This is a genomic window from Sulfitobacter sp. G5_S2_6_S6 (assembly GCF_054968505.1).
On sequence record NZ_JBQKUI010000004.1, the window covers coordinates 222,436 to 236,328 of the forward strand.

Here is a 13,893-nt window from a genome sequence, read left to right on the forward strand (position 1 = left end):
CATGACTGTGGCTCAAACTCTTAGTGGGCCACAGTGGCTGGCCCCCGTTCAAGGATTGGGCAAGCAGATCATGGATATTCTTCTTCACGTCGGTGCACACCGTACAGGAACCACAAGTTTTCAACGCTATCTGGCGGATCACGCCGATCCCATCGCGGCGCAGGGCACCTGCGTCTGGGGGCCGCGCCAGACCCGTGGCGGGCTGTTTGCAGGGCTGTTTCCGGCGTCGGGAATGCTGGCCTCGGGGCCGAATTTGGTAAACGGGCGCGTGTCGCTGCTGATGGGCAAGGCGCGGGACCTCGGGGCGGATCAACTGCTGATCTCGGACGAGAATATGATCGGCTCGGCGCGCCATTCGGTGCGCAGCGGGCGGCTGTTTCCGGCCATCGGCGAACGTATGGCGCGGTTCGGGGCCAGCTTTGGCGGGCGCGTGACGCAGGTGGTGCTGACCATCCGGCAGACGGACCATTGGTGGGCCTCTGCGCTGGCCTATACCGTGGGGCGCGGGCATCCCGTACCGGATGCCGACCAGATTGACCGTATCGCTCATGACCGGCGCGGCTGGCGCGATGTCATCACCGATCTTGCCTGCGCCTTGCCCGAGGCGAAGATCAGCATCGCCCGCTATGACGATTACGCGGGCCGCCCCGATGCGCTGTTTACGCAGCTCACCGGTCGTGCTGCCCCCGCCACCACCCAAGGCTATTGGCTGAACCGCCGCCCGGACGAGGCCAGCCTGCGCGCGCAGATGGGCCCTGCCGTGGCAGGGCTGCGCAGCGACGGGCTGGGCAACTGGCACCCCTTTAGCGACGCGCAGGCCGCAGCCTTGCGTGAAACCTATGCGGACGATCTGTTCTGGCTGACAGCCGGTGCGGATGGTCTTGCCACCCTGACAGAGACATCAACCGCCCCAAGAGCCGGCACAAGCTGGCCAGACGGCGATAGAAGAAAAGGACACCACCATGACAGCGGACAAAGAAAACTGGCGCAATCTGGCTGAGGCGGAACTGCGCGGGCGTAGCCTCGATGACCTGACGTGGCACACGCTGGAAGGCATTGATGTCAAACCGCTTTACACGGCGGAAGACACCGAAGGGCTGGACCATCTGGGCGGCATCCCCGGCGAGGCACCCTTTACCCGCGGGGTGAAGGCGACCATGTACGCCGGCCGCCCGTGGACGATCCGCCAATATGCGGGTTTCTCTACGGCAGAGGAATCGAACGCCTTTTACCGCCGCGCCCTTGCGGCGGGGCAGCAGGGTGTGTCGGTGGCCTTCGATCTGGCCACCCACCGCGGCTATGACAGCGACCACCCCCGGGTAGAGGGCGACGTGGGCAAGGCGGGCGTTGCCATCGACAGCGTCGAGGATATGAAGATCCTGTTCGACGGTATCCCGCTCGACAAAGTGTCGGTCTCCATGACGATGAACGGCGCGGTGATCCCGATCCTGGCGAATTTCATCGTCGCGGGCGAAGAGCAGGGGCATGATAAATCCGTGCTCTCGGGCACCATTCAGAACGACATTCTGAAAGAATTCATGGTCCGCAACACCTATATCTATCCGCCCGAGCCCTCGATGCGGATCATCGGGGATATCATCGAATATACCTCGGACCACATGCCGAAATTCAACTCCATCTCGATCTCGGGCTACCACATGCAAGAGGCGGGCGCGAACCTTGTGCAGGAACTGGCCTTTACCCTTGCCGATGGCCGCGAATATGTGCGCACGGCGATTGCCGCGGGCATGGATGTGGACCGGTTTGCACCCCGGCTGAGCTTCTTCTTCTGCATCGGCATGAACTTCTTTATGGAGGCCGCGAAACTGCGCGCGGCGCGTCTGCTGTGGTCGCGGATCATGGATGAATTCAAACCGAAGAACCCCAAATCCTCGATGCTGCGGACCCACTGCCAGACCTCCGGCGTGAGCCTTCAGGAACAAGACCCCTATAACAACGTGATCCGCACCGCCTACGAGGCGATGAGCGCGGTTCTGGGCGGCACGCAGTCGCTGCACACCAACGCGCTGGACGAGGCGATTGCCCTGCCCACCGATTTCTCCTCGCGCATTGCGCGCAACACGCAGTTGATTTTGCAAGAAGAAACCGGCGTCACCAATGTCGTCGACCCGCTGGCCGGCAGCTACTATGTCGAGAAGCTGACCGCCGATCTGGCAGACGCCGCATGGAAGCTGATCGAGGAAGTGGAAGAGCTGGGCGGGATGACCAAGGCCGTCGCCTCCGGCATGCCGAAACTGCGCATCGAAGAGGCCGCCGCCACCCGTCAGGCCAAGATCGACCGCGGCACCGAGGTGATCGTCGGGGTCAATAAATACCGCCGCGAGGTCGAGGACGAGATCGACATTCTGGATGTCGATAACGTCAAGGTGCGCGACAGCCAGATCAAACGTCTCGAAGCGATCCGTAGCGCGCGTGATGAAGACGCCTGCAAAGCCGCCCTGGCCGAGCTGACCCGCCGCGCCGCAGAGGGCGGAAACCTGTTGGAAGGGGCGGTCGAAGCCGCCCGCGCCCGCGCCACCGTAGGGGAGATCAGCATGGCGATGGAAGAAAAATTCGGACGTCACCGCGCCGAGGTCAAGACATTGGCCGGCGTCTATGGCGCGGCCTATGAGGGCGACAGCGGCTTTGCGGAAATCCAGAAATCGGTCGAGGATTTCGCCGAAGCGGAAGGCCGCCGTCCGCGTATGCTGGTGGTCAAGATGGGTCAGGACGGGCACGACCGCGGGGCCAAGGTCATTGCGACCGCCTTTGCCGATATCGGGTTCGACGTGGATGTGGGGCCGCTGTTCCAGACCCCCGCCGAGGCCGCGCAGGATGCCGTGGACAACGACGTGCATGTCATCGGCATCTCGTCCCAGGCGGCGGGTCACAAAACGCTCGCCCCGCAGTTGATCAAGGCGCTGAAGGATCAGGGGGCCGAGGATATTCTGGTCATCTGCGGCGGGGTCATTCCGCAGCAGGATTACAAGTTCCTCAAAGATGCGGGGGTCAAGGCGATCTTCGGGCCGGGGACCAATATCCCCAATGCCGCGCAGGATATCCTGAAACTGATCCGTGCCGCACGCAGCTAAACGGGCGCGAGGGGGCTGTCTGCCCCCTCACACTCCCCCGAGGATTTGAACCATCTGGAAGCAGGACCAATGATCGAACTGGACCATCTTGCCGTCGCGGGCGAAAGCCTGAAAGCCGCGTCCGACTTGGCCGCGCAGGTGCTTGGGGTGCCGTTGCAGCCGGGTGGCGCACATGCGGTGTTTGGCACGCATAACCATCTGCTGGGGCTTGGCGATGGGCTGTATCTGGAGGCGATTGCCGTCGACCCCGACGCGCCTGCGCCTGCCTATGCGCGCTGGTTTGATCTGGACCGGTTCAACGGTCCGGCGCGGCTGTCCAACTGGATTTGCCGCTGCGATGATCTTGAGGCGACGCTGGAAGCCTTGCCCGAAGGCTATGGCGCGCCGGTGGCGTTGCAGCGCGGGGATCTGCGCTGGCGTATGGCGGTGCCGGAAACCGGTATGCTGCCCTATGACAATTGTGCCCCTGCCTTGATGCAATGGGAAGGCGAGGCCCATCCGACCCAGCGGCTTGATGCCTCTGGCTGTCGTTTGGTGACATTGACGGTCCAGCATCCGCAGGCCGAGGCATTGGCGGCAACGCTTGCCCCGATCTTCACCGATGCGCGCGTCGTGTTCGAGGTCGGGACACCGGCGCTGTCTGCCCGTTTTGACACGCCCGCGGGCCGTGCTGCGCTGGCGTGATCATCCGGCCAGCAAAGGGCAGCGACGCCGCGGCCGTGGCGGCCCTGTGGAATGTGATGATCACGCAAACGCTGTTCACCTTCACGTCGCAGCCCAAGATGGCTGCAGAGGTCGAGGCGCTGATCGACGGTCGCGCGGGGCAGTTCTGGGTGGCCGACGCGGAGGGTGTCGCCGGTTTCATCACCTACGGGGCCTTTCGCAGCGGGGTGGGGTATCGCGATGCGGTGGAGCATTCGATCGTTCTTGATGCCGCAGCGCAGGGCGCGGGTGCCGGCCGTGCCTTGATGCAAACCGCCTGTGATGCGGCCGTCGCACAGGGGCGGCGCGTCATGGTGGCGGCGATCAGCGGGGCCAATCCGGGTGCCGTTGGCTTTCATGCAGCACTCGGGTTCGACCACGTGGGCAGGATGCCGCGCATCGGGCAGAAGAACGGGCAGCAGCTTGACCTAATTTTGATGCAGAAAATGCTGACGCCCCGCTGACTTCCCCGGCGCTGCCCCGTATGGTGGGCGTCATGTCTATTTGGTCTCGCATCACCGAAGCTTTGTCAGCGCTCACCGCCGGTGAGGGGCTGTCGGCTGTTTTCGACCGTCTGCGCACCCCGCCAGAGCGGTCGGTGGCCTTTACCATTGCGGTGATCGCGCTTGGGGCCAAGATGGCCAAGGCCGACGGGCAGGTGACCCGCGACGAGGTTACCGCCTTTCGCGAAGTGTTCCAGATTGCCGAGGCCGACCAGCAAGGTGCGGCGCGGGTGTTCAACCTGGCACGGCACGATGTGGCCGGGTTCGAGGATTACGCCGCGCGCATTGCGCAGATGTTCGCGGACCAGCCCGAAACGTTGCATGATCTGATCGAAGGGTTGTTCCACATTGCCATGGCCGATGGCATGTACCACCCGAACGAGGATGCGTTTCTGGTGCGTGTCGCGCAGATCTTCGCGATGGATGACAGCGATTTTGCCTCGCTTCGGGCGCGGTTCGTGCCCGATACCTCGCCGTTGCCCCATGCGGTTCTGGGCATTCCGCCCAATGCCTCGCTTGAAGAGGGGCGCGCGGCCTGGCGCAAGCTGGTACGGGCCAATCACCCCGACGCTCTGGTCGCCCGCGGCCTGCCGCAAGAGGCCATCGCCATGGCCGAAAAACGCATGATCGACATCAACCGCGCGTGGGAGACCTGGTCAGGCAAGGCGCAGTAATGCGGATCGCGACCTATAACGTTGAATGGTTCACAGGTCTGTTCGACGATGAGGATCAACTGTTGCTGGATGACGGCTGGTCGGCGCGCCACAATATCACCCGTGCGCAGCAGGCGCAGGCTTTGGGCACCGTGTTTCGGGCGATGGATGCCGATGCTGTGATGGTGATCGAGGCCCCAGACCAAAGCCGAAAACGCGGCACCGTGGCCGCATTGGAACGCTTTGCCGCGCATTTCGATCTGCGCACACGCAATGCGGTGATCGGCTTTGCCAATGACACGCAGCAGGAAATCGCGCTGTTGTTCGATCCCGACCGGCTGTCGGCCAGCCACGCGCCCGGTGGTTCGGTCGGGCAGGGGGATGCGCCGCGCTTTGACGGGACGTTGGACATTGATCTGGATATCGACGCGCGCGAGGATCATGTCGTCTTTTCCAAACCGCCGCTTGAGCTGGATATCGTTACCCGCGAAGGGGTGGCATTTCACATGATCGGCGCGCATCTGAAATCCAAGGCCCCCCATGGGGCCAAGACGCCGCAGGATGCGCTGCGCATCGGCATCGCCAACCGGCGCAAGCAGTTGGCACAGGCGATCTGGCTGCGTCGGCGGATCGATGCGCGGCTGGACGACGGCACGCCGCTGATGGTCTTGGGCGATCTGAACGACGGGCCGGGCCTCGACAGTTTCGAGGACCTTTTCGGGCGGTCCTCGGTCGAGATTGTGATGGGCCACCGGCAGGATCGCGCGCTCGTCGATCCCCATGCGACCCGCGCCTTGGGCCAGCGGATCGGGGCGATGCCCACCACGTCACGCTTCTGGATCGCGCCCGAAAAACGTTATCTGCAGGCACTGCTGGATTACATCATGATCAGCCCGGCGCTGACCGCGCATCGGCCGCACTGGCGCATCTGGCACCCGTTGGACGACCCGGAATGCTGGGGGGATGCCGCCTTGCGCGACGCCTTGATCACAGCGTCGGATCACTTTCCGGTGACGATTGATCTGGACTTGTCGCCGCGCCTTTAATCCCGCTTTCATCACAAGATGAAATAGGGCAGTCTTCGCCGCATGAGACAGTTTCTTTTGACCACCACCCTGATCTGCCTGTCTAGTGTCGCCGTGGCACAAGAGCAGGAAAACGACGGCTCCGGCTTTTCCTTGATGGAACGCGGGGCGCGGGATTTCTTTGACGGTATGAAGAAAGAGATGGCCCCCGCGCTGGAAGGGCTGGGCGAGTGGGGGCGCAAGGCCAGCCCCGCGTTGCGGAATTTCATCTCCGAGATGGGGCCCGCCTTTACCGATCTGCTGGAAGAGGTCGAGGATTGGAGCGTCTATGAGCCGCCCCAAAAGATGCCCAACGGCGATATTGTGATCCGCCGCAAGCCAGACCCCGCGCCGGAAGATGACATGCCCGAAGACAAGACACCCGAGGAAACGCCGCCCCCGCCCGCGATCTATCTGGACGAGGTGCCGCAGATCGACCTGTAAGACAGGCTATTTCTTGCAAGTCTTAAGCTGGACCTCGGCCCCCAGGGATAGGGCGAGGGAATTCAGCCGCGCTTCGGCGACCTCTCCGAACAGGGGCATCATGTCGTCGGTCAGCCACAGCTCCAGCAGCTTTTTCTTGGGGAACCAGCGCAGGTGACCGCGCTCTTCCTCGGGGTTCATCCACAGCATCGCGCCAAAGCGCATGGCCTTGCCCAGAATCTCGGCCTCTAGCCGGGTCTTTTCATCGACCATTTCATAGAGGTCTTCGAAACGGGTATTCTCGCGCTTGTTGGAATAGCGGTGCAGCAGCGCCAGCCCCAGATAGATCCGTTCTGAGTGTTTCAGCCCGCCCAGATTCGCCCGTGTTGCGTTGTCGAAACAGACTTCGGCGCGGTAGTCGGGATGCGCGCGCCAGCTGACGTCGTGCAGCAGGCAGGCGGCCTTGACCAGACGTTTGCGCTGCGGCGGCGCAGATTTATAGAGCGGCAGGATAAAGTCGAACAGCGCCTTGCCGAACCCCGGCGTGCGCGCGTCCTTGGCTTCGGCAAAGCGGCAGGCCTCGATCAGAGGGTCGCGGTCGCGCAGGCGTTGGGGCATCTGTTCATACAGCATCCCCTCGCGGATCCCGTAGCTGGAGATCGCGATATCCTTGGGTTTGAAGGTCTTGACCAGCCGCGACAGCACTTCGGCGGCAAAGGGCACCAACGCCATCCGGCTGGAGGAGACGCCGCTGATCTTGCGCAGCTCTTCATGGTCGCTGGTCTGGATGTGTTTCACCGTCTCGCGGACGGATTTCGGGGTCATCCGGTATTCATGCAGCACGTGCAGCGGGTAGCCGCGGCGCACCATGTCGATGCGCGCAATCGCGCGCCATGAGCCGCCCACCAGAAACAGACGGTCGCGCTGTGCGCCCATCTTTTCGGCCAGCCCTTCGATCACTGTCTTGATCTGCGCCTGCCGTGCCTTGGCACCGCCCTTGATGTCGCGCAGTTTCAGCGGCCCAAGCGCCGAGGTCACCCGTTTGCCCACGCGCCCGCCCGAGATTTCCGCCAGTTCCATCGACGACCCGCCGATGTCGCAGACCAGACCAAAGGCACCGGGCCAGCCCAGCAAAACACCCTGCGCTGACAGCCGCGCCTCTTCCTCGCCGTCGATGACCCAGATCTTCAGGCCCGTCTCGCGCTGCACCTCGTCGCAGAAATCACGCCCGTCGCTGGCATCGCGCACGGCGGCGGTGGCGACGACGGTCAGCTCGGACAGGCCCATGCCCTGTGCCAGCTTGCTGAAGCGGCGCATGGCAGAGAGAGCGCGGACCCGGCCTTCGGGCGACAGGTGGCCTGTTTCGGCCATGCCCGCCCCAAGGGCGCACATGATTTTTTCGTTGTAGAAATAGGCAGGCGACCGCGCGGCCCCGTCAAACACCACCAACCGGACAGAGTTCGACCCCACATCGACCACGCCCACACGTGCCAGCGCACGGGCCGAAGGGTCTTGGAACAGGGGTTTGCCGAACAGGCCCAGATCAGCGACGCCCGTTTCGGGGACGGGAGAGGGCGGAGGGGTGTCGGTTTTATCTGCCACGGACGCTCCTGCGGGGGCCTTTGTTTGGGGGGCAAGTTGGCCCAGCCGGCCCGCCGCGTCAATCGTTAACGCAAACGGGCAAGTGAAAAACCCCGCCGTGATGGGGGGATATAAACGCCAGCGGGAACGCAATCGGACAGATGCGCCTTCGGCGAGAGTTTACAGGCAAAATGAAGCGGTTAGTCTTCGGTATGGGTCAGTTTCGGGACGTCGGATGCGCCCGCCGTGCCGCGTCCGGAGAGAGAGGGGTTCTCCATGAAGAAGCGGTGGCAGTTGAAGGCGAAGGTGCCTTCTGCAATCTCGGGGCGGGCAAAGCTGCCATCGGGGGACATGACCCAGCTTTGCGCCACATCCGCAAGATTGGCCGCCATGACCTGACTGGTGATCTGCGCCTTGACGGTGGGGTTCTCGATCTCGACCAGGGTTTCGACGCGGCGGGTCAGGTTGCGGCCCATCCAGTCGGCGGAGGACATGAAGACCCGCGATTTCTTATGCGGCAGCCCGTAGCCATTGCCAAAGCAGACGATGCGTGAATGTTCCAGAAAGCGCCCGACAATGGATTTCACGCGGATGTTTTCGGACAGCCCCTTGATGCCGGGGCGCAACCCGCAGATGCCGCGGATCACCAGGCTGATTTTCACCCCGGCCTGGCTCGCGGCGTAAAGCGCGTCGATCACATCCGCATCCACGATGGAGTTCATCTTGGCCCAGATCTCTGCCGGTTTGCCAGCGGCGGCATGGTCGGCCTCGGCGGCGATCATCGCCAGCAGCCGTGGCTTCAACGAGATGGGCGAGATGGCGAGATTGTCCAGCGTGTCGGGTTGCGCGTAGCCCGACAGGTAGTTGAACACTTTGGTCGCGTCGCGGCCCAGCTTCTGGTCACAGGTGAACAGCGACAGATCGGTATAAATCCGTGCGGTGATCGGGTGGTAGTTGCCCGTGCCATAGTGGGTATAGGTGACCAGTTGGTCGCCCTCGCGGCGCACCACGGTCGAGATTTTCGCGTGGGTCTTGAGGTCGAGAAACCCATAGACGACATGCGCGCCCGCGCGTTCCAGCCGGCGTGACTGGCGGATGTTGGCCGCCTCGTCGAAACGCGCCTTGAGCTCGACCAGCGCGGTGACGGATTTCCCGTCTTCGGCGGCTTCGCACAGCGCCTCGACAATGGGGCTGTCGCGCGAGGTGCGGTAGAGCGTCTGTTTGATCGCCACCACATCGGGATCGCGCGCGGCCTGTGCCAGAAAGCGGACCACCATATCGAAGGTCTCGTAGGGGTGGTGCAGCAGCATGTCCTTGGACCGGATCGCGGCGAACATATCGCCTTCGTGGTCGGTCACGCGTTCGGGGATGCGCGGGGTGAATTGCGGCCAAAGCAGATCGGGGCGGCTGTCGGTCACCAGTTCGGACAGGTCGTTGATGCCGATCATCCCGTCCAGTTCGATCACATCCTGCGGGCGCACGCCCAGTTCGGCCATGACCACGGATTTCAGCTTTTCGGGGGCACCGGCGGAATGGGTCAGGCGCACGACCTCGCCGCGGCGACGGCGTTTCAGGGCGACCTCGAATTCGCGCACCAGGTCTTCGGCCTCTTCCTCGACCTCAAGATCGCTGTCACGCAGCACGCGGAATTCGAAATGCGCCTTGAGCTTGTAGCCCGGAAACAGCCCCGGCACCTTCAGCACCAGCAGATCTTCGAGCGGCAGGAACCGCAGCGAGCCTTCGGCGGCGGGCAGGGCGACGAAACGGTCGATCTGCGCCGGAATCGGCAGCAGCGCCTGAAGCGGGCGCTTGTCGCTGGTGCGTTCCAGTTGCAGCGCCAGCGCGTAACCGGTGTTGGGGATGAAGGGGAAGGGGTGCGCGGGATCAATCGCCAGCGGGGTCAGAACCGCAAAGACGCGGTGCAGGAATACATCGTCAAGATAGGCCAGATCGGCCGCGTCCAGATCAGCGGCGCGTTCGAGCATGATGTTCTGGTCGTCCATCTCGGACATCAGATCGACCAGTACGCGCTGTTGTTCGGTCATCAGCTTGCGCGCGTCTTCGTTGATCAGCACCAGTTGCTGGGCAGGGGTCAGCCCGTCGCTGGCGGGGGTGGTGTTGCCTGCTTGGGCAAGCTCGCGCAGGCCCGCAACACGCACGGTATAGAATTCGTCGAGGTTGCCCGCCGAGATCGACAGGAAGCGCAGGCGTTCCAGCAGCGGCACGCGGGGGTTCTTCGCCTCTTCTAGAACACGCCAGTTGAACCCGAGCCAGCTGAGCTCGCGGTTATAGAAACGACCGGGGCCGGTGATGTCCAGATCGGGCATATCCTGCGGCGGAACGAAGGCGGATTCGAGAAAGTCAGCGTTTGTCATGACGGCCTTATGGCGTTGCATTGTAATGGGTTTGTGACGAAATCTGAGAAGATTATCGCGCGGCGTTAAACCCATTGTCCAGCACTTGTGCAGCCAGCGCCCGTGTCACCGGCTTTTGTTGCGCCAGACTGGCGGCATCCAGGGCCGCGACCAGATCACCCGCGGCGGCGAAAGACCGGTCCATGCGCAGCAACAGATAGGGGATCACATCGGGTTTGGGGGTCAGCTGGCGGTCGGCCAGCAGCTTGGCCATGACGGCCGTGAGCAGGCTGTCATCGGGCGCTTCAAGTGCTGCCGCCGTCGCCGCGCGCATACGGCTCGTCAGGTCAGGCAGATGCAGCCCCCATTGGGGCACCGCCGGGGTGCCGGTCAGCAGCAGGCTATGGCCTTCGGCCAGCACCAGATTGTGCAGGTGGAAAAGATGCGTCTCGGCCGCATTGTCGCCCGCGATGTCGGGCACGTTCTCGACCGCCAGCGGGCCCTGGGCCAGCGCGGGGATATCGCCCGTGGCAATGTCGCGCGCGTCGATGATACCTGCGCCGGACAGATTGGCCCAGACATGCGCCAGATGGGTCTTGCCTGATCCGGGCGGTCCGGTCAGCACCATCTTGCGCCCCGCCCAGGCCTGCCAGCCCTCGATCATGGCCACGGCAATCGCGTTGGACGGGGCGACGAAAAAGTCGTCCCGTCCCAGTGCGGGGCGGCTGGGAAGGTCAAGTCCAAGCTGTTGTGCCATCGTGTCAGTCCGCCGTTTCGTCCAAGGTCTTGCGCTGCGTGCCCTGATACAGCGAGCTTTCAACATATTGCTCGGTCGCGAAGCGTGCAATCACGCCAAGGGCGGCGGCAATCGGCACGGCCGCCAGCATGCCGACAAAGCCGAACAAAGAGCCAAAGACCGACAGCGCGAGGATCAGCCAGACCGGATGCAGCCCGACCGAATTGCCCACCAGCTTGGGGGTGAGGAAGTTGCCTTCAATCATCTGGCCGAGCACGAAGATGCCCGCCACCATCCCGATCGAGAACCAATCCCCCCAGAACTGGAACAGCGCCAGACCGATGGCCAAGGCTCCGCCCAGAACCGCGCCGAGATAGGGGATGAAGGTGACCAGCCCCGCGATAAAGCCCACGACAAGGCCGAATTGCAGCCCCACCAGCATCAGCGCGATGGCATAATAGGCCCCTAAAATCAGGCAGACGGTGCCCATGCCGCGGATGAACCCCGCCAGCGTGCGGTCGATGTCACGCGCAAGGCGACGGATCACCGGCGCGTGGTCGCGCGGCAGCAAGCGGTCGATCTGGGCGACCATCCGGTCCCAGTCCAGCAGCAGATAGACGGCAACCACCGGCACGATCACAAACAGCACCATCACGTTCAGCAGCGACGCCGCCGAGGAAATCGCCGTGTTCAGCACCTCGCCGCCGCGTTCCTGAATGGTCGACCCGATAGAGTTGATCGAGCTGCGCAGAGTCGATCCTTCGTCCAGCAGGGCGGGGAAACGTTCGGTCAGGAAATTGGTGAAATTGCGGGTCAGCTCGGGGGCGACCTCGAACAGGTTGATGGCCTGATTGATCAAGGTCGGGATCACCAGCAGCGCCATCAGCACGAAGATCAGCAGGGCGACAAGCGTGATCACCATCGTGGCCATCGCGCGGCTCAGCCCCATGGCTTCAAGCCGGTCGGCCACGGGATCCAGGAAATAGGCAATCGCCGCCCCGATCAGAAACGGCAGCAGCACGTCACCGGTGAACCACAGGAACACCAGAAAAAGCGCCCCCGCGACACCCCAGTATTTCATCTGATCTCTGATAGGCAGGCCCATGCCGCATCCTCGCATTCTGGTTTCGGTCGACATTGCGCAACGGGGCCGGTTTTTCAAGGCCCGTGGTGAAATGGATCGGCAGCACCCGCCGATAGGGCAGGTGCCTTCGGCGAGGATTTAAAGCCATTTGGAAGCGGGCGTGGCGCGGTCAATGCAGGCGGACTCCCTGATCTTGCAGAGTTTTTTGCACGCGCTCCAGCGGCACGGCGTCCAGCGGGCAGCCCGAAGCCAGCGCGATGGCCGCCGCGACGCCCGCGCCTTGGCCCGCCACTGTGCAGCACGCCATATTGCGCGTGGCGGCATGGGCGATTTTATCGCCGCCGATGGCGCGCCCCGCGACGAGCAGATTCTTCACCCCTTTGGGCAGCATCGCACGGTAGGGGATATGCATGTAGCGCCCCGTGGTGGGGATGATCAACACGCCGTAGCCGTCGATGAACTCGGGGTAGATGCCGATACTGTCGTCAAAACGGGCCTGCTGGCGCACGTCGGTTTCGGTCATGTTGTAAACCGCGTCGATCTTGCGCGTATCGCGGATGCCAATGCTCATGCCGAAATTGCGCAGCCGCGCGGTCTCGCAGCCCGGCGTATAGGCCTTGAGCGCGTCAATCGCGTGCATCGCCTGCGCGCGGCCCTCGATCTCGAAGCGGGTCATACTGTCGGGGTCGGTGCCGTCGCATTCCGCAAGGTGGATCAGGTTCATATAGGTCATTTCGCCACTGTCATGCACAGCGCCCCATGTGCCCCCGATGGTATTGAGGTTGGCGGGCATACGCCCGTCGCGGATGGCCTGGGCAAAGGGTTTGGCCAGAAACGGAGAGAACATCGCGTCTTCCTTGCCATCGGTTTCGACCACCCATTCGCCTGTGGACCAATTGGCATAGGTCTGCGGGTCGGCCTTGACCCCCGCCATGAAGGCCGCCTTATCGACGCCCGCGATGTGGAACATGACCGAGGCGGCCTGCATCTCCTCGACCGGGGTCTTGTAGGTCGGGGCACCGGCACGGTGGGCGACATCGGCGTCGCCCGTGGCATCGATCACGATTTTGGCGAGGATCGCCTCGCGGCCTGCTTTTGATTCGACGATGACACCCCGGATCGTGTCGCCCTCCATGATGGGCGCTACGAACTGGCGGTGCAGCATCGGGTGGATGCCTGCTTCGGTCACCAGCCGGTCGGCGACAAGTTTGAACCCCTCGCTGTCCAGCTCGTAGCTGAGCGATTGGGATTCAGGGCTGGCAGCCCCCATCGCCTTGGCGCTTTCCTCGAATTCCCAGCCGATGCCGCCGGCCTCTATCGTCTGTTCATGGCGGTACCAGGCAAAGCCTTCGACCCCGACCACGGTGATATTGCCGCCAAAGCAGCCGAACCGGTCGAGCAGCGTCACCTCTGCCCCGGCGCGGGCGGCGGCAAGGGCCGCGGCCAGACCACCGGGGCCGGAGCCGATCACCAGCACGCCGGTCTCGTGGATCACAGGGGTTTCGCGCGCGGGCTCTAGGATCATGGTCATGGGGCGTCCTTTTTGTTTTGTGCCGCTGACAACAAACGCGTCTGTGCGCCGAGGGTCAATCAGTTGCGGGACGCGGGACCTGGTGCCCCGCTGTTGGTGCCCCTTCTGTTCGTGATTGTCTCGGCGCGGGGATTATCATAGTCAGGTGCCAATTCACTCTGAGAGGATCA

Annotated in this window: 12 protein-coding genes; 7 read left to right on the forward strand and 5 right to left on the reverse strand. The window is 63.4% G+C overall.

Annotated elements, in window-relative coordinates; all coding sequences use genetic code 11:
• Window positions 1-70 precede the first annotated feature (70 nt).
• From ACTRWK_RS09355 to ACTRWK_RS09385, 7 genes are all read left to right on the forward strand, one after another.
• Window positions 71-1,000: a hypothetical protein gene (locus ACTRWK_RS09355; protein ID WP_132996897.1), complete on the forward strand. Its 930-nt coding sequence runs from the start codon at window positions 71-73 to the stop codon at window positions 998-1,000.
• A complete protein-coding gene (gene scpA, locus ACTRWK_RS09360) occupies window positions 963-3,092 on the forward strand; it encodes a methylmalonyl-CoA mutase (protein WP_037943775.1) in 2,130 nt (709 codons plus the stop codon). Before ACTRWK_RS09355 ends, scpA begins: the two co-directional genes overlap by 38 nt.
• A 69-nt stretch (window positions 3,093-3,161) precedes the next feature.
• Window positions 3,162-3,776: a VOC family protein gene (locus ACTRWK_RS09365; RefSeq protein ID WP_289081883.1), complete on the forward strand. Its 615-nt coding sequence runs from the start codon at window positions 3,162-3,164 to the stop codon at window positions 3,774-3,776.
• On the forward strand, window positions 3,773-4,258 hold the full coding sequence (locus tag ACTRWK_RS09370) for a GNAT family N-acetyltransferase (RefSeq protein ID WP_289081882.1): 486 nt from the start codon (window positions 3,773-3,775) through the stop codon (window positions 4,256-4,258). The genes ACTRWK_RS09365 and ACTRWK_RS09370 overlap by 4 nt, the downstream gene beginning before the upstream one ends.
• Before the next feature lie 32 nt (window positions 4,259-4,290).
• On the forward strand, window positions 4,291-4,971 hold the full coding sequence (locus ACTRWK_RS09375; protein WP_064217454.1) for a molecular chaperone DjiA: 681 nt from the start codon (window positions 4,291-4,293) through the stop codon (window positions 4,969-4,971).
• The gene (locus tag ACTRWK_RS09380; RefSeq protein ID WP_289081881.1) at window positions 4,971-5,996 is read left to right on the forward strand and encodes an endonuclease/exonuclease/phosphatase family protein; all 1,026 of its coding nucleotides are present in this window, start codon (window positions 4,971-4,973) and stop codon (window positions 5,994-5,996) included. The genes ACTRWK_RS09375 and ACTRWK_RS09380 overlap by 1 nt, the downstream gene beginning before the upstream one ends.
• A gap of 42 nt (window positions 5,997-6,038) precedes the next feature.
• Window positions 6,039-6,458 (forward strand): hypothetical protein, encoded by a 420-nt coding sequence (locus tag ACTRWK_RS09385; RefSeq protein WP_009826515.1) that lies wholly within the window; start codon window positions 6,039-6,041, stop codon window positions 6,456-6,458.
• A gap of 6 nt (window positions 6,459-6,464) precedes the next feature.
• Here ACTRWK_RS09385 and ppx read toward each other — a convergent pair whose 3' ends face one another.
• The 5 genes from ppx to ACTRWK_RS09410 all read right to left on the reverse strand — a co-directional run bounded on the left by ppx (window position 6,465) and on the right by ACTRWK_RS09410 (window position 13,723).
• Window positions 6,465-8,039, reverse strand: coding sequence for an exopolyphosphatase (gene ppx / locus ACTRWK_RS09390; RefSeq protein WP_037954289.1), 1,575 nt, complete (start codon window positions 8,037-8,039; stop codon window positions 6,465-6,467).
• A gap of 179 nt (window positions 8,040-8,218) precedes the next feature.
• The gene (locus ACTRWK_RS09395; RefSeq protein ID WP_037944974.1) at window positions 8,219-10,393 is read right to left on the reverse strand and encodes an RNA degradosome polyphosphate kinase; all 2,175 of its coding nucleotides are present in this window, start codon (window positions 10,391-10,393) and stop codon (window positions 8,219-8,221) included.
• 52 nt (window positions 10,394-10,445) lie between these two features.
• A complete protein-coding gene (locus ACTRWK_RS09400; protein ID WP_005852349.1) occupies window positions 10,446-11,129 on the reverse strand; it encodes a P-loop NTPase family protein in 684 nt (227 codons plus the stop codon).
• 4 nt (window positions 11,130-11,133) lie between these two features.
• Window positions 11,134-12,213 carry an AI-2E family transporter gene (locus ACTRWK_RS09405; protein WP_005852352.1) on the reverse strand — a complete coding sequence of 360 codons (1,080 nt, stop codon included), beginning with the start codon at window positions 12,211-12,213 and terminating at the stop codon, window positions 11,134-11,136.
• A gap of 148 nt (window positions 12,214-12,361) precedes the next feature.
• A complete protein-coding gene (locus tag ACTRWK_RS09410) occupies window positions 12,362-13,723 on the reverse strand; it encodes an FAD-dependent oxidoreductase (protein ID WP_289081880.1) in 1,362 nt (453 codons plus the stop codon).
• Between the last annotated feature and the right edge of the window lie 170 nt (window positions 13,724-13,893).

Excerpts from the sequence above, each read along its gene's own strand:
- ACTRWK_RS09385 (WP_009826515.1), top strand. The coding sequence starts at position 6,039 with ATGAGACAGTTTCTTTTGACCACCACCCTGATCTGCCTGTCTAGTGTC.
- ACTRWK_RS09355 (WP_132996897.1), top strand. The coding sequence starts at position 71 with ATGGATATTCTTCTTCACGTCGGTGCACACCGTACAGGAACCACAAGT.
- ACTRWK_RS09375 (WP_064217454.1), top strand. The coding sequence starts at position 4,291 with ATGTCTATTTGGTCTCGCATCACCGAAGCTTTGTCAGCGCTCACCGCC.
- ACTRWK_RS09410 (WP_289081880.1), bottom strand. The coding sequence starts at position 13,723 with ATGACCATGATCCTAGAGCCCGCGCGCGAAACCCCTGTGATCCACGAG.
- ACTRWK_RS09400 (WP_005852349.1), bottom strand. The coding sequence starts at position 11,129 with ATGGCACAACAGCTTGGACTTGACCTTCCCAGCCGCCCCGCACTGGGA.
- ACTRWK_RS09395 (WP_037944974.1), bottom strand. The coding sequence starts at position 10,393 with ATGACAAACGCTGACTTTCTCGAATCCGCCTTCGTTCCGCCGCAGGAT.
- ACTRWK_RS09365 (WP_289081883.1), top strand. The coding sequence starts at position 3,162 with ATGATCGAACTGGACCATCTTGCCGTCGCGGGCGAAAGCCTGAAAGCC.
- ACTRWK_RS09405 (WP_005852352.1), bottom strand. The coding sequence starts at position 12,213 with ATGGGCCTGCCTATCAGAGATCAGATGAAATACTGGGGTGTCGCGGGG.
- ACTRWK_RS09380 (WP_289081881.1), top strand. The coding sequence starts at position 4,971 with ATGCGGATCGCGACCTATAACGTTGAATGGTTCACAGGTCTGTTCGAC.
- scpA (WP_037943775.1), top strand. The coding sequence starts at position 963 with ATGACAGCGGACAAAGAAAACTGGCGCAATCTGGCTGAGGCGGAACTG.